This window comes from Roseateles sp. (genome assembly GCF_039595595.1).
Taxonomy (GTDB): domain Bacteria; phylum Pseudomonadota; class Gammaproteobacteria; order Burkholderiales; family Burkholderiaceae_C; genus Roseateles.
In genome coordinates this window covers 1-19669 of the sequence record NZ_JBCNLG010000036.1, presented here as the reverse complement: position 1 = coordinate 19669, position 19669 = coordinate 1, and the positions used below count along the sequence as shown (strand labels likewise).

The window sequence follows — 19669 nt, the reverse complement described above, 5'->3', positions numbered from 1 at the left end:
GGCCAGACGGATCGCGACATGGAAGGCCTGCGCCTCGGGCGCGGCCAGCACCCGCCGCAGCGCCTCCTCGACCGAGGGCGTCGCCACGCCATCGTCAGCGGCGGGGCGTGACAGCGGTCCCCAGTGGTCGAGATGGCGCCGCAGCGCCTCACGCGGCGCCCCAAGCCGCGCCAGCGCGCCCAGCGCCATCGGCAGATGGTTGAACAGCGGCATCGCCTCCGTGCCATACATCGGACCGTACTGCACCGACTCGTCGAGCGCTTCATGCAGTCCCGCCGGCCAGGGCGGGCCCTTCAGTTCGAGCACGTTGCCGTCGGGATCGAACAGGTACAGCGACGGGCCATCGCCTTCGGCCCCATAGCGCGAGCCGTAGGCATCGACCGTCACGCCGCGCTCGGTCAGCCAGCGGCGCAGCGCGGGCTCGTCGAGCGATTCGACGCGCAGGCAGAAGTGATCGACGTTGCGCCCCTCCTTGCCCGGACCGGCCCCGCCGGCGCTGCCCAGCTTGCCATCCAGCGGGACCAGATCGATCAGCTGCGCGCCGGCGCGCAGCTGGACCAGGCCGATCGCCTCCTGGCGGCGCTCGATCGTGCAACCGAGCAGGTCGACGTAGAAATGCAGCGAGGCCTGCAGATCGCGCACCCGCAGCACGAGGTGGTCGAGTCCCTGGATCTTGATCATCGTCAGCTCCTTTGCTTGCTTGTTGGCTTGCTTGTCGTCTTGCCGTGCCGCCATGATCGCCGCAGCCCTCCAATAAATAAACTTTCCGTTGATTAACACTCCACGCAGCAGGGAGACACGACAATCGCGCCCATGGCGTTTCGACCCCTTCCCCTCCCCGACGAGATCCCGGGCCGGCTGTGGCTGCAGTCGATGCCCGGCCGCCGTGAACCCTGGCCCGCGTTCCTCGACGAGGCACGGCTGAACCAGCTCAACCTCGTGGTCTGCCTCAACCCGCTCGAGGAGGTCGCCGAGCTGTCGCCGACGTATCACAAGGCCGTCGCCCAGGGCCGTCTGCCCTTCCGCTGGCTGCATGTGCCGATGCGCGACTTCGGCCTGGCGTCCGACGCGGCGGCGTTCCGTCAGGGCGTCGAGCAGATCGCGCAAGGCCTGCGCCTGGGCGACCGCGCGTTGCTGCATTGCGCCGCCGGCATGGGCCGCACTGGCACCATGGCGGCCTGCGTGCTCAAGCGGCTCGGCGTGACGGCGGCGGACGCGCTCGCCGCCGTCAGCGCGGCCGGATCGAATCCGCAATCGGCGCTGCAGTCCGGCTGGATCCACCAGTTCTGAGCCGCATGAGCGATCCGATGCCGCCGGCGCTGACCATCGTCCATGCGGACGACTGGCGCGTCGTCGCCGACAAGCCCTCGGGCCTGCTGTCCGTGCCCGGACGCGGCGAGCACAAGCAGGACTGCGCGTCCGCGCGCGTCCAGGCGCTATATCCCGACGCGCTGATCGTGCACCGGCTCGATCAGGCGACCTCGGGCCTGATCGTGTTCGCCCGCGGCGAGGCCATGCAGCGCGCGCTCAGCGAGGCCTTCGCCGCGCGGCTCGTCGACAAGCGCTACGAAGCGGTGGTGCAGGGGATCGTCGAGCAGGACCGCTTCGAGATCGACCTGCCGCTGCTGGTCGACTGGCCGAACCGCCCGAGGCAGAAGATCGATCCTGCGTTCGGCAAGCCCAGCCTGACGCGCGTGCGGGTGCTGCATCGCGACGCCGCAGGCGGCGTCACGCGCGTCGAGCTCGAGCCGGTGACCGGCCGCTCGCACCAGCTCCGCGTGCACCTGCTGGCCGCGGGGCATCCGATCCTCGGCGACGCGCTGTATGCGCCGCCGGACGTGCTCGCGCGGGCGCCCCGCTTGCTGCTGCATGCGCGCGAGCTGCATCTGCCCGCCGTACTCGACGCGCCGGCGCTTTCGCTGCAGTCGCCGCCCGGCTTTTGACGGTCCGCGCCGCGGCCCTTCCCCGACGACCAGGAGTCTTGTCCATGTCCCCCGCCACCCCGCATTCCCTCACCATCGTCACCGGCAGCTCGCGCGGCCTGGGCGAGGCGCTGGCGCGCCAGTCGCTCGAGGCCGGCCATCTCGTCGTCGGCATCGCCCGCGGCCGCAGCGAGGCGCTCGAGCGCTTCGCTCACGAGCGTGGCCTCGCGCTGCAGCAGTGGCAGGCCGATCTCGCGAATCCGCTGACCATCGCGCAGCACCTGGCCGACTGGCTGCGCACGCAGCCCAGCAACTGGGCCGCCGCGACGCTGATCAACAACGCCGGCGTCGTGCCGCCGCCCGGACCGATCGATGGGGAAGCGCTGGAGACGCTGTCGTCGGCGATGCGCGTCGGCCTGGAGGCCACGCTGCTGCTCAGCGCCGCCTTCCTCGACGCCACGCGCGATTGGCCGGTCCAGCGCAAGGTGCTGAACATCTCCTCCGGCCTGGGCCGCCGCGCGATGGCCGGCAGCGCCGTCTATTGCGCGGCCAAGGCCGGCATGGACAACCTCAGCCGCGCGATGGCGCTCGACGAGGAGCACAAGGCCGCCAAGGGCGAGCGCGCCGCGCGCGTCGTGTCGCTGGCGCCGGGCATCATCGACACCGACATGCAGGCGCAGCTGCGCGGCGGCGACGCATCCAGGTTCCCCGACCGCGACCGCTTCGCGGCGTTCAAGGCCGAGGGTCAGCTCGCCAGCGCCGAGGACACGGCGGCGCGGGTGCTGAAATTCCTCGCCAGAAACGACTTCGGCCAGCAAGTGCTGGCCGATGTGCGCGACGCCTGAGGCGCTCAGCCGACGAGGTTCGCCAGCGTCAGCAGCGCCAGCAGCATCATCCACAGCACCACCGAGCGCCAGACCAGGCCCACCACGCTCTGCAGGTGGCCCAGCTGCGGCGGCACACCGCCGGTGGAGCCTTCGGCGCGGGTGGCGTCCATGTCGCCGCCGGACTCGAAGGTCTTGCTGCGGTCCGGCGTCACGCCCGGCGCGGCGCTGCCGCCCAGCTGCACGCCCACCGCGCCCGCGGCGGAGGCCAGGATGATGCCCTCGTTGTCATGCGCCCAGAGCGCCGCGTCGCGGCGCCAGGCGCTGACGGCCTCCTCGAAGTTGCCCACGATCGCGAAGCCCGTCGCGGTCAGCCGCGCCGGGATGTGGTCGATCATGCCGAACAGCTTGCGCGACAGCTCCATCAGCCGCTCGTTCGTCGGCGCGTCCAGCGTGCGGCTCTTGAAGGCCCAGTAGCGGCCGGCGAATTCGGCCATCCGGTACAGCACCGCGCCGGCCGGGCCCAGGCCCAGCGTCGAGAACAGCACGAACCAGAAAAACACCCCGAAGACATGCCGGTGCGCCGCCAGCAGCGAGTGCTCCAGCACGTGGCGCAGCAGCTCGGTGCGCGGCAGCTCGCTGGCGTCCAGGTGACGCCACTCGGCCAGCAGACGGCGGGCTTCGAGCTCGTCGCCGCGCTCCAGCGCGTCGCGGATGTCGGTGAAGTAATGGCTGAACTGGCGGAAACCCAGCGTCAGGTAGAGCACCAGCACGTCCAGCGCCAGCGACAGCAGCAGGCTGTAGGGCCGCACCAGCGCGTAGATCGCGCCGACCAGCAGCGCCGGTCCGACGACGGTGATCGTCCACACGACGGCCGCGTGATGCGACCGTCCCGCGTCGAAGTTGCGCCCGGTCCAGCGCACCCAGGCGATCATGCCTTGGTGGACCGGATTCCCGTGCGGCAGAGGCTTGAGCTGCTCGCACACCAGCGCCAGCAAGACCGCGAAGAAGTTCATGGCCCGGGATGATAGCGGCCCGCCACACCCTCGGCAGGGGGAGCTTCAGCCTTGAAGGAAGCGGTAGAGATTGCGCAACATCGCGGCGGTCGCGCCCCAGATGAAGAACTCCTTGGGCGCGGCGGGCGTCAGACCCACGTCGGGATCGGCGTTGGAGACCGCAAGACCTGGCCCCGTCCAGGGCATCGACAGGAACTGCCGCCGGCCCTTCAACGGGCCGCCGTCATCGCCGGTCATGCCGGGGACGTCGTACTCGAAGCTGTGGCGCTGGTGATGCGCGGGGTTCATCAGGAATTCGAGCGGGACCTCGAAGGCCTCCGCCACCTCGAACGCATCCAGCCGCAGCGAAAAGCCGGGGCGGATCAGCGCCACCACCGGCGTGACCTCGTAGGCCGTCACCGTGCGGTAGACCGGCAACTGGCCGATCAGGTCGACATGACGCTCCTCCAGGCCGATCTCCTCCTGGGCCTCGCGCAGCGCGGTGCGCTCGGGGGAGCCGTCCTCGGGCTCGGCCCGGCCGCCGGGGAAACTGATCTGCCCGGCATGGTCGCGCAGGTGCGCGGTGCGCTGCGTCAGCAGCACCTGCAGGCCTTCGGCGCGCTGCACCAGCGGCACCAGCACCGCCGCCTGCGTCGCCGTGCGGCCCGGAAACACGCCGCCATCGCCGGGAATCTCCGGCGCCAGCGCCGGCGGATGCAGGAAGCGGTCGCGCAGCCAGGCCGGCGTCAGGCGCTCACGCGCGATGGCGGGCAGGTGGGCATCGGTGCCGATGACGGGAACAACGCGGGGATCGCGGATGGCGGGACGGCTGGGGAGAGGCGTCGACATGCGGGGCGTGCGTCCGCTGCGGCGGACCTGTTCGTGGGGGCTCGGGAAGCCAAGCCCCGATTGGACGCCGGAAACGACAAAGCCGCTCCGGGCAGGGCCTTGGAGCGGCTTTGAGGGGGGCGCGTGCCGAGGATTATTCGGCGGCCTTGAAGGACAGCTTTTCCTTGATGCGCGCCGACTTGCCCGAACGCTCACGCAGGTAGTACAGCTTGGCGCGGCGGACGTCGCCGCGGCGCTTCACTTCGATCGAGGCGATCAGCGGGCTGTACAGCTGGAACGTGCGCTCAACACCTTCGCCGCTCGAGATCTTGCGGACGATGAAGTTGGAGTTCAGACCGCGATTGCGGCGGGCAATCACGACGCCTTCGTAAGCCTGCACGCGCTTGCGGGTGCCTTCGACGACATTCACGTTCACGATCACCGTGTCGCCGGGGGCGAAAGCGGGGATGGTCTTGTTCAGGCGAGCAATTTCTTCTTGCTCGAGGGTCTGGATCAGATTCACGAGGATCTCCTGGTGATCATGCCGGCGTGAATCAGGACGATTCCAGGACTGGCCGCTTTCGAAAGCCTTCTGAAGACTTCTTGAGCGCCGCCCGCGTGGGGATTCAACCAACAGCCCCTTGGATCATGTCTGACGACGATGCCCTGTGCTGCCCTTGCCCCATCAACCCGGTAGAGGATCGGCAAAACCGGCGATTATAGACGTGCAGGAGCGATCGTCAAACGCCGCCCGGTTTGCGCGCGCCAGAGCCCGTCAGCGACGCCAGGAATTTTTCGTCCTTCTTGTCGAGCCGGCCCTCGCGCCGCGCGGCCTCGATCAGCTCCGGCCGGCGGCGCAGCGTCAAGGCCAGCGACTGCTCGCGGCGCCAGCGCGCGATTTCCGCGTGGTGGCCCGACAGCAGCACCGGCGGCACCGGCAAGGGGCCTTCGGGTGTCTCCAGCACCTCGGGGCGGCTGAAGTGCGGGCAGTCGAGCAGGCCGTCCGAGAAGCTGTCCTGCTGGTGCGAGGCGGCGTCGTTCAGCACGCCCTCCTGCAGGCGAGTCAGCGCATCCAGCATCGCCAGCGCCGGCAGTTCGCCGCCGGAAAGCACGAAGTCGCCCAGGCTGACCTCCATCGTCACGTGGCGGTCCAGCACGCGCTGGTCGATGCCTTCGTAGCGGCCGCAGAGCAGGATGGCGCCCTCGCCTCGCGCGAGTTCCTGCACCAGCGCCTGGTCCAGCTTGCGCCCGGTCGGGCTGAAGTGGATCACCGCCGGCGTGCCCGGCGTCTGGACCGCGCGGTCGGCCTTCACCGCGGCGAGCGCGCGCTCCAGCGGCGCCGCCAGCATCACCATGCCCGGACCACCGCCAAACGGGCGGTCATCGACACGGCGGTAGTTGTCCTCGGCGAAGTCGCGCAGCTGCCACAGGCGCACGTCGACCTGCTTGCTCTCGTACGCGCGGCGCGTCACGCCGACCCGCAGGAAGGGGTCGAAGAGCTCGGGAAAGAGGGTGAGGACGTCGAAGCGCATGGGCGTGCGGGCCCGGCGGCTTCAGTAGTCGGTGTCCCAGTCGACGGCGATGGTCTTCGCCGCCTTGTCGACCGTGCCGACGAATGCGTTCACGAACGGGATGAGGATTTCCTCGTCCGGCTTCACCGGCGCGCTCATGCCGGCGGGGACGATGCGCAGCACGCAGTGCGGGCCGGTGTCGATCAGGTCGGTCACCTCGCCCAGCGTCTTGCCATCCTTGTTGATGACCGACATGCCGATCAGGTCGACCCAGTAGTACTCGTCCTCGCCGGCGTCCGGGAAGGTGCTGCGCGAGACGAAGATCCGGGCGCCCTTCAGGGCCTCGGCGCCGTTGCGGTCGGCAATGCCCTCGGCCTGGGCGACGATCCCGTCCGCGTGATCGCGGACCGACAGGATCTTGAGCACGGGCGGCACGACGTGCGGCTTGCCCGGCAGGGCCTTCTCGCTGGGCTTGAGAAACCAGCGGCGGGAAGAAAAAAGCGCCTGGGCATCGGCGGAGTGGCTGAGGATCTTCAGCCAGCCCTTGATGCCCCAGGCGTCCAGCACGCGCCCGACTTCGATGGCGTCCTCCGGAAAGGCCGAAGAACTCTCGATCACGTCATCGGGCGTCTGCTTCATCGATGGGAATCCGTCGATGAATCAGGCGGCCGCGGCAGCGGCGGGGGCCACGGCCTTCTTGGCCACGTCGACCAGGCGGGCGACGGCAGGCGACAGCTGGGCGCCGACGCCAACCCAGTACGACACGCGGTCCTGGGCGATGCGCAGGCCTTCGGCGTTGCCGGAAGCGACCGGGTTGTAGAAGCCGACGCGCTCGATGAAGCGGCCATCACGGCGGTTGCGGCTGTCGGTCACGACGATGTTGTAGAACGGACGCTTCTTGGAGCCACCGCGGGAGAGTCGAATCACGACCATGATCTATCCTTCAGTCTTTTGGCGTTCCACCGCACCACAGGGACACACAGCGGGCAAGCAGAGTTGAATCGGCCGTCTCCGTCAGGGGGCGCGTGTGTCGCGCACGAATCCCCACAAAGAGCCGCAAGCTGGCGCCGTAGATACACCCCCGGTCCGTCCATCGCCCCGGAAACTTCGGATCAGGAAGCTTCGAAGCCTGACAGCCACACCCGAGGGTCGGCACCAAAACCCGGCATTATAAACTCGCTCCTGACGCTTTGTCCTCCGCCACCAATGACGACAACCACCAGCAGTTCCGCCCCTCTCCTGATCCGCCCCAGCCTGGAAGGCGACATCGCCGCGATCCAGCAGATCTACGAACATGCGGTGCTGCACGGCACCGGCACCTTCGAGACCGACGTGCCGGACCGCGCCGAGATGGCCCGCCGCCGCACCGAGGTCCTCAGCCGCAGCCTGCCCTATCTGGTCGCCGAGCGTGACGGACAGGTGCTGGGCTTCGCGTACGCCAACTATTTCCGCCCCCGCCTGGCCTATCGCTACTTCGTCGAGGACTCGATCTATCTCTCCCCGCAGGCCCAGGGCCAGGGCGTGGGCCGGCTGCTGCTGGCGGAGCTGATCGCGCGCTGCGAGGCCGCCGGCGCGCGCCAGATGGTGGCGGTGATCGGCGATTCGCAGAACCTCGGGTCGATCGGCGTGCATCGCGCCCAGGGCTTCGAGGACATCGGCGTCATGAAGGCCGCCGGCTGGAAGTTCGGCAAGTGGCTGGACGTCGTGCTCATGCAACGCCAATTGGGACAGGGCGACACCAGTTCGCCGACCGGCGCCACCGCCGCGCCCGCCACCACCCCCTCCGCATGAGTGCCGCCGCCCCGAGCGCCGGCGGTCCGGCGGAATCCAAGTCCAAGGCCGTCGCCACCTGGCTGAGCTTCGCGCTCGGCAGCCTCGGGGCGCATCGTTTCTACCTGCACGGTTTCGGCGACCGGCTCGGCTGGCTGCATCCGCTGCCCACGCTGCTGGGGCTCTACGGCGTGCATCGCATGGACACGCTGGGCCAGGACGACGTCACCGCCTGGTTCCTGATCCCCGTGCTGGGCCTGATGCTGGCGCAGAGCATGCTGGCCGGCATCGTCTACGGGCTGATGCCCGACGAGCGCTGGGCCGAGCGCTTCAACCCGGGCCAGCCCGTGCGCAAGACCGGCTGGCTGCCGATCCTCGGTGTGATCGCCTGCCTGATGGTCGGCGGGGCCTGCCTGATGGCGACGATCGCCTTCTCCGCGCAGCGCTACTTCGAATCCCAGGTCGAAGCCGCCCGGGAGATCAGCCAATGACGGCGCCGGGTCTCGCCGCTGGCGAGACCCGGTGGGGCAGGATCAGAACACCGTGAAACTGATCCAGTAGAACAGTCCGCCGATGAACGCCGACGCCGGGATCGTGAAGATCCAGGCCCAGACGATGTTGCCCGCAACGCCCCAACGCACCGACGAGGCGCGCTGCGTGGAGCCCACGCCGACGATGGCGCCAGTGATCGTGTGCGTCGTCGACACCGGCACGCCGAGCGCGGTGGCCAGGAACAGCGTGATGGCGCCGCCGGTCTCGGCGCAGAAGCCGCCCACCGGTTTGAGCTTGGTGATCTTCTGCCCCATCGTGCGGACGATGCGCCAGCCGCCGAACATCGTGCCCATGCCGATCGCCAGATAACAGACCACGATGACCCAGGTCGGCGGCGCGTGTTCACCGGCGCTGGCGTAGCCCGACGCGATCAGCAGCATCCAGATCAGGCCGATCGTCTTCTGCGCGTCATTGCCGCCGTGACCCAGGCTGTACAGGCCCGCCGACACCAGCTGCAGCCGCCGGAACCAGTTGTCCACGCGCAGCGGCGAGCTGCGGCGGAACAGCCAGGCCACCGCCACCATCAGCAGCGAGCCGAGCAGGAAGCCCAGCAGCGGCGACACGAAGATGAACAGCACGGTCTTGCCGATGCCGCTCATGATCAGGCCCTTGGTGCCCGCCTTGGCGATCGCCGCGCCGACCAGGCCGCCGATCAGCGCATGCGACGAGCTCGACGGAATGCCGTAGAACCAGGTGATCACGTTCCACGCGATCGCGCCGATCAGCGCGCCGAAGATCACGTGGTGGTCGACGATGCCTGGATCGATCGAGCCCTTGCCGATCGTCGCCGCCACCTTCAGCTCGAAGACCAGCACCGCGATCACGTTGAAGAAGGCTGCGAACAGCACCGCCTGCTGCGGCTTGAGCACGCCGGTCGAGACGACCGTCGCGATCGAGTTGGCCGCGTCGTGGAAGCCGTTCATGAAGTCGAACAGCACGGCCAGCACCACGAGCATGGCCACGACCCAGAAGGCCACCTGCATCGTTCCCATGGGAGAAGCTCCTAACGGTCCGCGGGATCAGGAGTTCTCGAGGACGATGCCCTCGATCAGGTTGGCGACGTCCTCGCAGCGGTCGGAGATCGACTCGAGCTGCTCGTAGATCGCCTTGAGCTTGATCAGCTCGCGCACGTCCTCCTGCTCGCGGAACAGCTTGGACATCGCGGCGCGCATCACGCGGTCGGCGTCGGACTCGAGCTTGTCGATCTCCTCGCAGGCCTTGATGGCGGCCTCGGTGGTCTGCGGCTCGCTCAGCTTGGGCAGCAGCGAGACGGCATGCTTGACGCGTTCGCAGCACTTGGCCGAGAGCTCGCCCAGGCGCAGCACTTCCTCGGGGATGGAGCGCACGTCGTAGAGCTGCATCGTCTCGGTCGAATCCTGCAGCAGGTCCAGGATGTCGTCCATCGCGTTGATCAGGCCGTGGATCTGCTCGCGGTCGATCGGCGTGATGAAGGTCCGGTGCAGCAGCCGGTTCACCTCGGCGGTGATGCGGTCGGCGTGGTGCTCGGCCTTGTCGACCTCGGCGGCGTATTTCTCGCGCAGCGTCAGGTCGTTGTAGTTCTGGATCATGAGCATGAAGGCGCGCGCGCCTTCGACGATCTGCGTGCCGTGCTCATTGAACAGTTCAAAAAAATTGCCCTCTCGGGGCAGCAGCTTGCCGAAAAACATGGGGGGGCTCCGCGCCGTGCGATCCACGCCGGATCGTCACAAATGGTTCATTTCCGCGTCACGGAAAACCCGCAAGTGTAGCGGCCTAGGGCCCGAACGAGCCATGGGGCCGGCGCAACGGCTCGACCTCGCGCTCGATCGCCTGTGCGGCGACGGCGGGCAGATGCGCCCCCAGCGCCCCCAGACCCGGCGCGTGCAGCGCCGGATCCAGCTCGAGCAAGGGCTTCAGGACGAAGGCGCGTTGATGCAGCCTCGGATGGGGCACGGTCAGGCGTTCGAGCGCGAGGAGCTCGTCGCCATGGAGCAGCAGGTCGAGGTCGAGCGTGCGCGGCGCGTTGACGTAGGGCCGCTCGCGCCCGTGGCGCCGCTCGATGGCCTGGAGCGCGTCGAGCAGGGCCAGCGCCGCCAGATCGGTGCGCACGCGCGCGACCGCATTGAGATAGTCGGGGCCTTCGCAGTCCACCGGCGCGCTGCGCCAGGCGCTCGACACGGCATCGAGCGTGAGCCCCTGAACATCGGCCAGATCGGCCAGCGCCGCTTCCAGCGTGCGCCGCAGGTCGCCCAGGTTGGCGCCCAGGCCGACGTAGGCCGTGATCATTCGTCGCCGGAAGCGGCGCCCGCGGGAGCGCCCGAAGACTCGCCGCCGCCCGCGCCCTTCGGCTTGCGGCGGCGCCGGCGCTTCCTGGCCGGATTGGGCGCGCCGCCCTCCCCGCCTTCGCCGCCTTCGCCGCCGTCGACCTCCGCGTGGTCCGGAGCCAGCGGCAGCGCCGCCGCCGATTCCCCGCTGACCGCGCCGCGCGGCAGCGAGTGCACGCGCCCGCCGCCCGCCTTGGGCTTGCTGCGGGGGCCACCCTGGCGCTGCGTCTCGCGCGCCTGGTCGAGCAGCGCGCGGCGGTCATCCTCGCTGCCCAGCGCGAAGTCCTCCCACCAGTCGGCCAGCGCCGGATCGATCTCGCCCGCCTCGGCGCGCAGCGCCAGGAAGTCGAAGCCCGCGCGGTAGCGCGGCTGCTCGATCAGGCGGTGCGGGCCGCTGCCGGTGCGGCGCTCGAAGCGCGGCTGCATCATCCAGATCTCGCGCATGTCCGCGGCCAGCTTGCCGCGGCCGGAGATGTCGCCCACGCGCGCGTCGAAGACCAGGTCGATCGCCTGCTGCAGCGCCGGCACCGGGCCCTCGCCGCCATCGATCAGGCGCTTCCAGCGCTGCTGGACCTCACCCCACAACATGCAGGCGAGCATGAAGCTCGGCGCCACCGAGCGGCCCTCGGCCACCCGCCTGTCGGTGTCCTCCAGCGCCAGCCGGACGAACTTGCCGTGCACGTTCTCCGGCAGCCGGCCTTCCTTGTCGAGCACCGCGTCCAGGATCGGGAACACGCCGCGCGACAGGCCCTGCTTGCGCAGTTCCTCGATGCTGGCCAGCGCATGGCCGGTCTGCAGCAGCTTGATCATCTCGTCGAACATCCGCGACAGCGGCACGTTGGCGAGCAGCGGCGCCATCGCCGCGATCGGGGCGCGGGTCTTGGGCTCGATCGTGAAGCCCAGCTTGGCGGCGAAGCGCACCGCGCGCAGGATGCGCACCGGGTCCTCGCGGTAGCGCGTCTCGGGGTCGCCGATCATGCGCAGCACCTTCTTGCGCGCATCGGCCAGGCCGCCGTGGTAGTCGACCACCAGCTCGCGCTGCGGGTCGTAGTACATCGCGTTGACGGTGAAGTCGCGGCGCGCGGCGTCCTCGATCTGCGGGCCCCAGACGTTGTCGCGCAGCACGCGGCCGGACGCGTCGACGACGTGCGACTTGCCCTCCAGCGCGCCCTTGGACGTCTTCTCGTTGCCCTGCACCTGCTCGGCGTCGTCCTCCTTGAGCAGCGCGCGAAAGGTCGAGACCTCGATGACCTCGTGCTCGCGGCCGCGGCCATAGACGACGTGCACGATGCGGAAGCGCCGGCCGATGATGAAGGCGCGGCGGAACTGGTTCTTGACCTGCTCCGGCGTGGCATCGGTGGCGACGTCGAAATCCTTGGGCCGCCGGCCCAGCAGCAGGTCGCGCACCGCGCCGCCGACGATGTAGGCCTCGAAGCCCGCGTCGGACAGCCCCTTGACGACCTTGACGCCGCGCTCGTCGAGCAGGGCCGGGTCGATGCGGTGCTCCTCGGCGGCGATCTCCACCCGCTTGCCCAGCGGCGTGGCCGTCCCCTCGGGCTTGCCCAACAGCTTGTTGATCAGTTTTTTAATCATTCGAAGAGCTTCAAGATTGGCCAGCCGCGCTCGCGCGCCAGCGCCTCCAGGGCCGCGGTCGGATTGGTCGCCACCGGATGGCTGACCCGCTCCAGCAGCGGCAGGTCGTTCATCGAGTCGCTGTAGAAATGCACGCGCTCGAAATCCTCCCAGCGCCGGCCCTGGTCCGCGAGCCACTCGTTCACGCGCACGATCTTGCCCGCCTGGAAGGACGGGGTCCCGCGCACGCGCCCGGTGAAGGCGCCCGCCGCATCGCGCTCCAACTGCACCGCGATCAGGTGGTCGACGCCGAAGGCCTTGGCGATCGGCGCGGTCACGAATTCATTGGTGGCGGTCACGACGGCCACCAGGTCCCCGGCATCGAGGTGGCGCCGCACCAGCGCGCGCGCATTGTCGCGCAACATCGGCGCGATGATCCGGGCCATGAAGGCCTCGCGGGCGGCCTCGGCTTCGGCCAGCGGGCGGGCGCGCCACACGGAGGTGGCGAACTCGACGTACTCGTCCAGGTCGAGCTGGCCGCGCTGGTACTGGGCGTAGAACTCGTCGTTGCGGGCGGCCCAGGCGGCGCCGTCGGCCCAGCCGATGTCCACCATGTAGCCGCCGAAGGCATGGTCGGAGTCCTGCGGGATCAGCGTGCCGTCGAGGTCGAACAGGGTCAGGTCCACGTCGAGCGTCCTTGAAAAAGCTTGAAATCGTTGCAACCGGTGGCGCGCCTAGGCGAGCGCCCCCTGGTCGGCGAGCATCTGGCGCAGCAGCGGCACCGTGACGGCGCGCTTGCTGGCGAGCGCGAACTCGTCCAGCCCGTCCAGCAGCGTCATCAGGTGCTTGAGGTCGCGGGCGTAGCGGTTGAGCAGGTAGTCGATCACATCGTCGGCCAGCGCGATGCCGCGGCGGTCGGCCTCGCGGCGCAGCACGGCGCGGACCTCGTTTTCCGACAGTGGCTGCAGCGCGAAGGTCGGCCCCCAGCCGAGCCGGGTGCGCAGGTCCTCGCGCAGCGCCAGGTCGATGGGCGGCGCGGTGCCGGTGGAGACCACCGCCAGGCCCAGCGTCGCGGCCTCGACGAACAGCGCGAAGGCCGCGTGCTGCTGGCCGGCGTCGAAGCGCTGCGTGTCGTCCAGCAGCAGCAGGCTGGGATGGGTAGGCAGTTCCCAGGGGAGCGGCGTGTCGGCGTCGTACCAGCCCACCTGCGCGCCGGCCTGTTGCCAGTGCTGCGCGAGCGCGCGCAGCAGGTGCGTCTTGCCGCTGCCGGGCGGCCCCCAGAGGAACACCGGCGGCGAGCCCCCGCCCAGCCCCAGCACATGCGTGAGGGCCGCGGTATTGGCGCCGGTGAGGAGCGTGTCAAAGGTGTAGTCGGGCTCGGGACCGAGCGACAGCGGGATCTGCTTCAAACCACTTCAGCGTTGGATGGAGGGGGAGCTCCACGGCCGCGGAGCAGGGGCCAGCCCCTCAGGAAGTGGGGGATTCTAAGCGGGGCGATCTGGCGCCCTTCGGACGACCCGCCCCCGAAGGGTGGAGGATGGCGAGGAATCGCCCGGTGCCGTCCCTTCAATGCAGGGGGGCGGGGCCGCCGCCGGCGTCACGGATCTGCTGCAGGCATTGCTCGAGTTCCACCCGCTCGAGCCGGTCCTGCGGCAGCAGCGCCACCAACTTGCGCTGCACGGCCAGCAGCCGCGGCAGATCGTGCTGGTCGGTGTGGATCTGCTTCAGGTTGCGCAGCATCCGCGCCAGGATCTGGCGCGACGACGCCGACCCGAGGAAGGCATCCAGCGACATCGGCTCCTGCGGCATCAACTCGGCGCGTTCGCGCCAGGGGCTGAGGAACTCGTCCAGCTCGCCGCGGCCCAGCGATCGCCCGCTGAACGGGTCCAGCACCACCTCGCCTTGCGGCAGCCGCAGCTTCATCAGGAAGTGGCCCGGAAAGCTGACGCCCTTCACCCGCAGCCCCACGTGCGAGGCCAGCTCCATGTAGATGATGGCCAGCGTGATGGGAATGCCGCGGCGAGTGGCCAGCACCTGATGGATGTAGCTGTTGCCGACGGCGTAGTAGTCGTTGACGTTACCCGCGAAGCCCAGCTCGCCGTGGAAGTACTGGTTGAGCATGCGCAGCCGGTGGCTGGGCGGCGCGTCGGCCGGCAGGCGCAGCCGCAGCCGCTCGCCGAGGCGGTCCAGCTCCGCCATCACCTGCTGCACGTCCAGCCGGGGCACGTCGTCCAGCGCGATCGCGGTGGCGGCCTCGGCCAGGTTGAGCGTGTCGTCGTCGGCAACCAGCGTCGAGAAATAGTCCAGCGCCGACGGCACCGTCCACTGCAAAGGCGAACTCATGCGTCGAGTCTACGCTTTCAGGATGACCGGCATCGCGCGGCGCGAACTCAGGCCCGGCGCGCGAACTGGCGCAGGTTCAAGCCGGACAGCAGCAGCACGCCGAAGTACAGCAAGGCCGAGCCGCCCAGGCTCAAGGCCATCCAGCCGGCCCGCGTCAGTTCGAACGCCCCGCCACGGCCGCCCACCCAGTCGAAGTGGCCGGCGAGCCACCATTGAAGCGCCCCCATCGCGGCGCTCGCCACGACGACGCGCGCGAGGAACATCGGCCAGCCGGCTTCGGGCGTGTAGCTGCCGCGCTGGCGCAGCCCGCGCAGCAGCAGCCAGGCGTTGACGACGGCGCCCAGTCCGATCGACAGCGAGAGCCCGGCGACGCCGATCTTCAGGCCGAAGACGAAGATCGCATTGAAGACCTGCGTCAGCACCAGCACGCCGACGGCGATGCGCACCGGCGTGCGCGTGTCCTGCCGCGCATAGAAGCCGGGCGCCAGCACCTTGATCGCGACCAACCCCATCAGGCCGAGCCCGTAACCCATCACCGCGCGCGCGGTGTGGGCGACGTCGGCAGCATGGAAGGCTCCGCGCTGATAGAGCACCGCCACCAGCGGCTCGGCGAAGACCAGCAGCGCGACCGCGCAGGGCAGCGCCAGCAGCAGCGTCAGGCGCAGACCCCAGTCGAGCAGGCCCGAGTAGTGGGCCGTGTCGCCCTTGGCCTGGCTGGCCGCGAGTTGCGGCGTCAGCACGACGCCCAGGGCGACGCCGAGCAGCGCGGTGGGGAATTCCATCAGCCGGTCCGCGTAGGTCAGCCACGAGGCGGCGCCCTCCCCCACCGAGATCGCGATCTGCGTGTTGATCAGCAGCGACAGCTGCGCCACGCCGACGCCCAGCAGCGCCGGCCCCATCTTGCGCAGCACGTGGCGCACGCCTTCGTCGGCGACGGCGCGGCGCAGCCCCCCCCAACTGAAGGAGAAGCGCGGCATCAGGCCCAGCCTGAGCAGCGCCGGCACCTGCACCGCCAACTGCAGCACGCCGCCGATCATCACGCCGACCGCGAGCGAGTAGATGGGCTCGTAGCCATGGCGGCCCAGCCACGGGCCCAGGCCGTAGCCAGCGGCGATCGAGGCCAGGTTCAGCAGCACCGGCGTGACGGCCGGCACGATGAAGCGCTTCCAGGTATTGAGGACGCCCGCCGACAGCGCCACCAGCGACATGAAACCGATGTACGGGAACATCCAGCGCGTCATGACGACGGCGGCGTCGTGGGCATCGGGCGACAGGCCCGCGCCCAGCCCCCACACCAGCGCCGGCGCGCCGATCACGCCGATCGCGCAGGTTGCCAGCAGCGCCCACAGCAGCACCGTGGCGACGGCGTCGATCAGGCTGCGCGTGGCCGCGTCGCCATCGCGCGCCCGCGCCGCGGCCAGCGCGGGCACGAAGGCCTGGGAGAACGCGCCCTCGGCGAACAGCCGCCGCAGCATGTTGGGGATGCGGAACGCCACGTTGTAGGCGTCGGTCATCGCGTTCGCGCCGAACAGCCCCGCCACCATCTGTTCGCGGACCAGCCCCGTGATGCGGGACAACAGCGTGAAGACCGAAACCAGGGAGGCAGTGCGCAGCAGATTCATTCAGCGGACAGTCGGGGACGCCCGGCGGGCGACCGCGCATTATGGGTGTCCGGGCGCGCCGCAATCCCTCCGATTTGGTTTTTCAATTCCTGGCTGCTATACTCGCCGTCTTTGCACCAACTGGACCCATAAGACAATGGCAAGCTCTTCCAAAGCCAAGAAGAAAACCGTGCGTCTGGCCTCGGGCCGCAAGCGCGCACGTCAAGACGTCAAGCTGAACGCCGCCAACTCGGCGCTGCGTTCGAAGTTCCGCACGGTCATCAAGAACGTGCAAAAGGCGATCGTCACGGGTGACAAGGCCAAGGCCGCCGACCTGTTCAAGACCGCTCAGCCCGTCATCGACTCCGTCGCCGACAAGGGCATCTTCCACAAGAACAAGGCAGCTCGTCACAAGAGCCGCCTGTCCGCCAAGATCAAGGCGCTGGCCGCCTGATAGCCAAATCCAGCTCTGGTGCATGAAAAGCCCGCCACCCGGCGGGCTTTTTCATTCCCGCAGCTCCGAGCGACTTCGGGTTGGGCGCATAGCGTCGTTGCGGATCCTCGCCATAGCGCTGCTATGGCTCCGGTCCGCGCCTAGCTCTGCATCCCAACCCGAAGCCGCTCGAAGCCGCGGTCGTCGGCACGTCAGAATCAGAGCGGCATCGGCGTGGTGATCTGGCCCACCACCTCGCGCACGTGGAGCCAATCCACAACATTGCGCGCGACCCAGTCACCATCGTCCAGGGGCAGGTCATGCCCCGCATGCTTGTGCAGGCGCAGCGGCGCGCCCCAGGCGCGGCTGATGGCCTGCGAGCAACGCCAGTCGACCAGCGTGTCCCCCTGGCTGCAGAGCAGCAGCATCGGCGGCTCGGGCCTGGCCAGGCTGGCGCGATAGCGCGCAGCCGCCAGCAACTGGCGCAGCGCATTGCGCCGGCGCACCGGACGACAGCGCTGAATCGACACCCACTGATCAATCACCCGATCCGGCTCCCGCTGCAGACGGGTCGTCAGCTGCAGCACCTTGGCCTCGCGCCGGCGCAGGCTCAGGCGCGTCAGGCTCAGCATCAGCAGGGTCCAGTAATTGGAGGGCCGCAAGCGGCGGAAGAACGCGCTGAACGGCCTCAGGCTGGTGTTGATCAGCACGACGCCATCAAGCTCCCGCGGATGGCGCGCCGCCCACTCGCTCGCGACCATCGCGCCCAGCGACATCGCCAGCACCTGATACGGCGGCGGCACGCCGCGCCGGGCCAGTTCGGCGCGGCAGTCCTCCATCATCGCGTCGACGTGCGTCGGGCTGCTCTGCCGATACTTGTCCCCGTTGCCCGGCAGATCGAGCAACTCCAGCCGGGCGCCCGGCTGCTGCACCAGCAGCGCCCGCTGCAGACGCGCGGGGAAATCGCCCCAATGGGCGCTCTCGCGGGTCAGGCCCCGCAACAGCACCCAAGTGTGCTCGCTCATCGGAAACTCCTCCGATACCAGCGGATCAACGCCTGCTCCCCGTGATCGATTCGTGTGTCCGGCCCCGGCAACCACCGGAATGCGCTCTGCGTCGCGCGAGTCATGAAGTCCATCCAAGCCATGTGCCGTCGCAACACGCGCTGCTGTCGATGTTCGATCAGCGGGTTGAACATGCCGTGCCGGGAGAGTAGCTGCCGAGGATTTTTCTTGACCCACAGCCATGACCCCATTTCGAGCGTCATCGGCAGGAAGATCCCTCGATCGAGGGTCAGCGACTCGTCGTAGAGGTGGTCCCAGAGATCGCCATGGGTCAGGTAATGCCGGCTCTGCGGCTCCATCACATAGGGGTGCGGCCAGAGACATTGATCGAGCACCTCGCACAGCGCATGGACTTCCGCAAGATGCCGCATCGGCCTGCGGCTGCGTGCATACGGGAACCAGATCCGGTCGCGCAGGCCGAAGCCGCTGTGGAAGTCGATCGAGACCGAGACCGGCCGCCCCAGCAGTTCCTCCCGGACGAAGCGGCACAGCGCGTCGCTCTCGGCCTGCATCGGCGCGCCGGACGCGCCCCGGAAATACGGCAGCCGCCGCGTCAGCCGGTGTCCGCCGATCAGGAACGGCACGCCGTGCTCGGCGTCCTGCGGGGCGTTGCGCATCAGGTCCACGCCCTGCGGATTGGCGCGGGAGCCGGCCAGCACGCCGCCCGGATTGACGACGGGGAGGAACACCAGCCGCAGCGATTCCAGCTGCTGATGCAGGCTCAGGTCCCAACGCAGGCGCCGCACCAGACTGCCGAGGTAGGCCAGCACCACCTGCGCGCCAATGCGCTCCAGCCCGTGGACGCCGCCGATGAAGGCCAGCGCCGGAACGCAGGGATCGGGATTGCCCAGCGTCACGCCGATCACCGGCAGCTCACCGCGCGCGGTGGACACGGTCGCGAGCTCGCGCGCGCGGACCGTCGGCCCGCCCTGGTCGATCAGGCGCAGCAGTTCCTGCAATTCCGGCAGGACGGCGGCGGCCCGCGGGGCCGCGTCGGCGGTGGAGACGGCCATGTCGGCGGCCTGGTCGGGATGTCGCAGCGAACCTCGCAGCGTAGGCGCTGCGGCGATTCCGCGCGATGGCCCGATCGGGCCAGCCGGCTCAAGCTGTCAAGGGTTCAGGCCTTGCCCGATTCGCGCCCGTCGGGCAGCAGGCAGGCATCGACGACCTGCAGCTTGTTGTCGCGGGCGAAGTTCATGACGAAGTCCCAGGCCATCGGCTCGACGGACTTCAGCGCCTCGTTGACGATGACGCACTTGACCCCGTTGACCACGCGCGGCACGCAGTAGGGGGAGTAGCCGAGGTAGGCATCGCGGCCGCTGCGGGTGCCGCCGGGACGGAAGCAGGACATGGCGCCGGCAAGACGTTCGGCCCAGTCGCTCGGGCGGAAGGTGCGACCATCCGTGGTGATTCCCTGGATGAACACTTCTCGCGGCTTGGGCTGCTCAGTCATTGGCTACTCGGTCTGCGTCCCGGCTGCAGCGGACGCGACACTCCTTTTGACGAAGGTCAACCGCGGCAGGCAAAACCGATATTGTGCCTCGGATGTGTTGCGGCGCAGCACGCGTGGACTTCTGCTCGCCCGCTGGTCAGCGTGGCTGCGCTGGCTGTCCAGGAGGAATCTCTTCGCCCGCCAGGGTCGACCCGTAGAATCGATCGCTCCTTTCCTCCACCCTCCCACTTTGGAGACTTGATGAACGCCCCGGACTCCTCGTTCGCCGCCCCGACCGAACCCCATGTGATGCAAACCTACGGCCGCCTGCCGATCGCCCTGTCGCACGGCGAAGGCGCCTGGGTGTGGGACACGGCCGGCCGACGATACCTGGACGGCCTGGGCGGGATCGCCGTCAACACGCTCGGACACAACCATCCGAGGCTGGTGGCGGCGCTGCGGGACCAGGTGGGCAAGCTGATCCACACCAGCAACTACTACCACGTCCCGCTGCAGGAG

General features: G+C 69.2%; 24 protein-coding genes and 1 pseudogene. 7 read left to right on the top strand and 18 right to left on the bottom strand.

Annotated elements, in window-relative coordinates; translation table 11 throughout:
• Nucleotides 1–276: 276 nt before the first annotated feature.
• Nucleotides 277–681, bottom strand: a pseudogene (locus ABDW61_RS24395) (VOC family protein); the annotation flags it as partial.
• A gap of 132 nt (nucleotides 682–813) precedes the next feature.
• On the opposite strand from ABDW61_RS24395, the gene ABDW61_RS24390 reads away from it, so the two are divergent.
• Genes ABDW61_RS24390 through ABDW61_RS24380 form a run of 3 tightly spaced genes read left to right on the top strand, consistent with a single transcriptional unit; the run spans nucleotide 814 to nucleotide 2767 of the window.
• Entirely contained in the window at nucleotides 814–1290 is a 477-nt protein-coding gene (locus tag ABDW61_RS24390; RefSeq protein ID WP_343642496.1) for a tyrosine-protein phosphatase, read from the top strand.
• A 5-nt stretch (nucleotides 1291–1295) separates the two neighbouring features.
• Nucleotides 1296–1943: an RluA family pseudouridine synthase gene (locus ABDW61_RS24385; RefSeq protein ID WP_343642495.1), complete on the top strand. Its 648-nt coding sequence runs from the start codon at nucleotides 1296–1298 to the stop codon at nucleotides 1941–1943.
• Between the two features lie 44 nt (nucleotides 1944–1987).
• Nucleotides 1988–2767, top strand: coding sequence for an SDR family NAD(P)-dependent oxidoreductase (locus ABDW61_RS24380; protein WP_343642493.1), 780 nt, complete (start codon nucleotides 1988–1990; stop codon nucleotides 2765–2767).
• Nucleotides 2768–2772: 5 nt separating this feature from the next.
• Here ABDW61_RS24380 and ABDW61_RS24375 read toward each other — a convergent pair whose 3' ends face one another.
• From ABDW61_RS24375 to rpsP, 6 genes are all read right to left on the bottom strand, one after another.
• Nucleotides 2773–3762, bottom strand: a complete 990-nt coding sequence (locus ABDW61_RS24375; RefSeq protein ID WP_343642492.1) for a CobD/CbiB family protein — start codon at nucleotides 3760–3762, stop codon at nucleotides 2773–2775.
• Nucleotides 3763–3807: 45 nt separating this feature from the next.
• A complete protein-coding gene (locus tag ABDW61_RS24370; RefSeq protein WP_343642491.1) occupies nucleotides 3808–4590 on the bottom strand; it encodes a CoA pyrophosphatase in 783 nt (260 codons plus the stop codon).
• 133 nt (nucleotides 4591–4723) lie between these two features.
• Nucleotides 4724–5092: a 50S ribosomal protein L19 gene (rplS, locus tag ABDW61_RS24365; protein WP_091723501.1), complete on the bottom strand. Its 369-nt coding sequence runs from the start codon at nucleotides 5090–5092 to the stop codon at nucleotides 4724–4726.
• A gap of 217 nt (nucleotides 5093–5309) precedes the next feature.
• Nucleotides 5310–6101: a tRNA (guanosine(37)-N1)-methyltransferase TrmD gene (trmD, locus tag ABDW61_RS24360; protein ID WP_343642489.1), complete on the bottom strand. Its 792-nt coding sequence runs from the start codon at nucleotides 6099–6101 to the stop codon at nucleotides 5310–5312.
• A 21-nt stretch (nucleotides 6102–6122) separates the two neighbouring features.
• Entirely contained in the window at nucleotides 6123–6719 is a 597-nt protein-coding gene (gene rimM, locus ABDW61_RS24355; protein WP_343642487.1) for a ribosome maturation factor RimM, read from the bottom strand.
• Nucleotides 6720–6740: 21 nt separating this feature from the next.
• Nucleotides 6741–7013, bottom strand: a complete 273-nt coding sequence (gene rpsP / locus ABDW61_RS24350) for a 30S ribosomal protein S16 (protein WP_343642485.1) — start codon at nucleotides 7011–7013, stop codon at nucleotides 6741–6743.
• A gap of 273 nt (nucleotides 7014–7286) precedes the next feature.
• Between rpsP and ABDW61_RS24345 the strand changes: the two genes are divergently transcribed.
• Both ABDW61_RS24345 and ABDW61_RS24340 read left to right on the top strand, forming a co-directional pair.
• Entirely contained in the window at nucleotides 7287–7871 is a 585-nt protein-coding gene (locus ABDW61_RS24345) for an N-acetyltransferase family protein (protein ID WP_343642483.1), read from the top strand.
• Nucleotides 7868–8341 carry a TM2 domain-containing protein gene (locus ABDW61_RS24340; protein WP_343642482.1) on the top strand — a complete coding sequence of 158 codons (474 nt, stop codon included), beginning with the start codon at nucleotides 7868–7870 and terminating at the stop codon, nucleotides 8339–8341. The genes ABDW61_RS24345 and ABDW61_RS24340 overlap by 4 nt, the downstream gene beginning before the upstream one ends.
• 42 nt (nucleotides 8342–8383) lie before the next feature.
• Here ABDW61_RS24340 and ABDW61_RS24335 read toward each other — a convergent pair whose 3' ends face one another.
• The 8 genes from ABDW61_RS24335 to murJ all read right to left on the bottom strand — a co-directional run bounded on the left by ABDW61_RS24335 (nucleotide 8384) and on the right by murJ (nucleotide 16242).
• Nucleotides 8384–9394: an inorganic phosphate transporter gene (locus tag ABDW61_RS24335; protein ID WP_343642481.1), complete on the bottom strand. Its 1011-nt coding sequence runs from the start codon at nucleotides 9392–9394 to the stop codon at nucleotides 8384–8386.
• A 27-nt stretch (nucleotides 9395–9421) separates the two neighbouring features.
• On the bottom strand, nucleotides 9422–10069 hold the full coding sequence (locus tag ABDW61_RS24330) for a DUF47 domain-containing protein (protein ID WP_343642480.1): 648 nt from the start codon (nucleotides 10067–10069) through the stop codon (nucleotides 9422–9424).
• 85 nt (nucleotides 10070–10154) lie between these two features.
• Nucleotides 10155–10667, bottom strand: a complete 513-nt coding sequence (gene folK, locus ABDW61_RS24325) for a 2-amino-4-hydroxy-6-hydroxymethyldihydropteridine diphosphokinase (protein ID WP_343642478.1) — start codon at nucleotides 10665–10667, stop codon at nucleotides 10155–10157.
• Nucleotides 10664–12298: a polynucleotide adenylyltransferase PcnB gene (gene pcnB / locus ABDW61_RS24320; protein ID WP_343642476.1), complete on the bottom strand. Its 1635-nt coding sequence runs from the start codon at nucleotides 12296–12298 to the stop codon at nucleotides 10664–10666. The genes folK and pcnB overlap by 4 nt, the downstream gene beginning before the upstream one ends.
• A complete protein-coding gene (locus ABDW61_RS24315; RefSeq protein WP_343642474.1) occupies nucleotides 12295–12963 on the bottom strand; it encodes an HAD family hydrolase in 669 nt (222 codons plus the stop codon). Before ABDW61_RS24315 ends, pcnB begins: the two co-directional genes overlap by 4 nt.
• Before the next feature lie 48 nt (nucleotides 12964–13011).
• Complete coding sequence (locus ABDW61_RS24310; RefSeq protein ID WP_343642472.1) at nucleotides 13012–13686, bottom strand: DnaA/Hda family protein; 675 nt, start codon at nucleotides 13684–13686, stop codon at nucleotides 13012–13014.
• Between the two features lie 157 nt (nucleotides 13687–13843).
• Nucleotides 13844–14620, bottom strand: coding sequence for a transglutaminase-like domain-containing protein (locus ABDW61_RS24305; protein ID WP_343642470.1), 777 nt, complete (start codon nucleotides 14618–14620; stop codon nucleotides 13844–13846).
• Nucleotides 14621–14667: 47 nt separating this feature from the next.
• The gene (murJ, locus tag ABDW61_RS24300) at nucleotides 14668–16242 is read right to left on the bottom strand and encodes a murein biosynthesis integral membrane protein MurJ (protein ID WP_343642468.1); all 1575 of its coding nucleotides are present in this window, start codon (nucleotides 16240–16242) and stop codon (nucleotides 14668–14670) included.
• 136 nt (nucleotides 16243–16378) lie between these two features.
• Between murJ and rpsT the strand changes: the two genes are divergently transcribed.
• The gene (gene rpsT, locus ABDW61_RS24295; protein ID WP_067066702.1) at nucleotides 16379–16675 is read left to right on the top strand and encodes a 30S ribosomal protein S20; all 297 of its coding nucleotides are present in this window, start codon (nucleotides 16379–16381) and stop codon (nucleotides 16673–16675) included.
• A 197-nt stretch (nucleotides 16676–16872) separates the two neighbouring features.
• On the opposite strand, the gene ABDW61_RS24290 is transcribed toward rpsT, so the two are convergent.
• The 3 genes from ABDW61_RS24290 to ABDW61_RS24280 all read right to left on the bottom strand — a co-directional run bounded on the left by ABDW61_RS24290 (nucleotide 16873) and on the right by ABDW61_RS24280 (nucleotide 19171).
• A complete protein-coding gene (locus ABDW61_RS24290) occupies nucleotides 16873–17679 on the bottom strand; it encodes an alpha/beta hydrolase (protein WP_343642466.1) in 807 nt (268 codons plus the stop codon).
• Nucleotides 17676–18731 (bottom strand): M14 family zinc carboxypeptidase, encoded by a 1056-nt coding sequence (locus ABDW61_RS24285; RefSeq protein ID WP_343642464.1) that lies wholly within the window; start codon nucleotides 18729–18731, stop codon nucleotides 17676–17678. The genes ABDW61_RS24290 and ABDW61_RS24285 overlap by 4 nt, the downstream gene beginning before the upstream one ends.
• 104 nt (nucleotides 18732–18835) lie before the next feature.
• Entirely contained in the window at nucleotides 18836–19171 is a 336-nt protein-coding gene (locus ABDW61_RS24280) for a DUF3579 domain-containing protein (protein ID WP_091723465.1), read from the bottom strand.
• 240 nt (nucleotides 19172–19411) lie between these two features.
• Between ABDW61_RS24280 and ABDW61_RS24275 the strand changes: the two genes are divergently transcribed.
• On the top strand, nucleotides 19412–19669 hold a 258-nt coding region (locus tag ABDW61_RS24275), incomplete at its 3' end, for an aminotransferase class III-fold pyridoxal phosphate-dependent enzyme (protein ID WP_343642462.1).

What these genes read in the sequence shown, in the direction of transcription:
- ABDW61_RS24390 (WP_343642496.1), top strand. Translation starts at nt 814, where the DNA reads ATGGCGTTTCGACCCCTTCCCCTCCCCGACGAGATCCCGGGCCGGCTG.
- ABDW61_RS24385 (WP_343642495.1), top strand. Translation starts at nt 1,296, where the DNA reads ATGAGCGATCCGATGCCGCCGGCGCTGACCATCGTCCATGCGGACGAC.
- ABDW61_RS24380 (WP_343642493.1), top strand. Translation starts at nt 1,988, where the DNA reads ATGTCCCCCGCCACCCCGCATTCCCTCACCATCGTCACCGGCAGCTCG.
- ABDW61_RS24375 (WP_343642492.1), bottom strand. Translation starts at nt 3,762, where the DNA reads ATGAACTTCTTCGCGGTCTTGCTGGCGCTGGTGTGCGAGCAGCTCAAG.
- ABDW61_RS24370 (WP_343642491.1), bottom strand. Translation starts at nt 4,590, where the DNA reads ATGTCGACGCCTCTCCCCAGCCGTCCCGCCATCCGCGATCCCCGCGTT.
- trmD (WP_343642489.1), bottom strand. Translation starts at nt 6,101, where the DNA reads ATGCGCTTCGACGTCCTCACCCTCTTTCCCGAGCTCTTCGACCCCTTC.
- rimM (WP_343642487.1), bottom strand. Translation starts at nt 6,719, where the DNA reads ATGAAGCAGACGCCCGATGACGTGATCGAGAGTTCTTCGGCCTTTCCG.
- rpsP (WP_343642485.1), bottom strand. Translation starts at nt 7,013, where the DNA reads ATGGTCGTGATTCGACTCTCCCGCGGTGGCTCCAAGAAGCGTCCGTTC.
- ABDW61_RS24345 (WP_343642483.1), top strand. Translation starts at nt 7,287, where the DNA reads ATGACGACAACCACCAGCAGTTCCGCCCCTCTCCTGATCCGCCCCAGC.
- ABDW61_RS24340 (WP_343642482.1), top strand. Translation starts at nt 7,868, where the DNA reads ATGAGTGCCGCCGCCCCGAGCGCCGGCGGTCCGGCGGAATCCAAGTCC.
- ABDW61_RS24335 (WP_343642481.1), bottom strand. Translation starts at nt 9,394, where the DNA reads ATGGGAACGATGCAGGTGGCCTTCTGGGTCGTGGCCATGCTCGTGGTG.
- ABDW61_RS24330 (WP_343642480.1), bottom strand. Translation starts at nt 10,069, where the DNA reads ATGTTTTTCGGCAAGCTGCTGCCCCGAGAGGGCAATTTTTTTGAACTG.
- folK (WP_343642478.1), bottom strand. Translation starts at nt 10,667, where the DNA reads ATGATCACGGCCTACGTCGGCCTGGGCGCCAACCTGGGCGACCTGCGG.
- pcnB (WP_343642476.1), bottom strand. Translation starts at nt 12,298, where the DNA reads ATGATTAAAAAACTGATCAACAAGCTGTTGGGCAAGCCCGAGGGGACG.
- ABDW61_RS24305 (WP_343642470.1), bottom strand. Translation starts at nt 14,620, where the DNA reads ATGAGTTCGCCTTTGCAGTGGACGGTGCCGTCGGCGCTGGACTATTTC.
- murJ (WP_343642468.1), bottom strand. Translation starts at nt 16,242, where the DNA reads ATGAATCTGCTGCGCACTGCCTCCCTGGTTTCGGTCTTCACGCTGTTG.
- rpsT (WP_067066702.1), top strand. Translation starts at nt 16,379, where the DNA reads ATGGCAAGCTCTTCCAAAGCCAAGAAGAAAACCGTGCGTCTGGCCTCG.
- ABDW61_RS24290 (WP_343642466.1), bottom strand. Translation starts at nt 17,679, where the DNA reads ATGAGCGAGCACACTTGGGTGCTGTTGCGGGGCCTGACCCGCGAGAGC.
- ABDW61_RS24285 (WP_343642464.1), bottom strand. Translation starts at nt 18,731, where the DNA reads ATGGCCGTCTCCACCGCCGACGCGGCCCCGCGGGCCGCCGCCGTCCTG.
- ABDW61_RS24280 (WP_091723465.1), bottom strand. Translation starts at nt 19,171, where the DNA reads ATGACTGAGCAGCCCAAGCCGCGAGAAGTGTTCATCCAGGGAATCACC.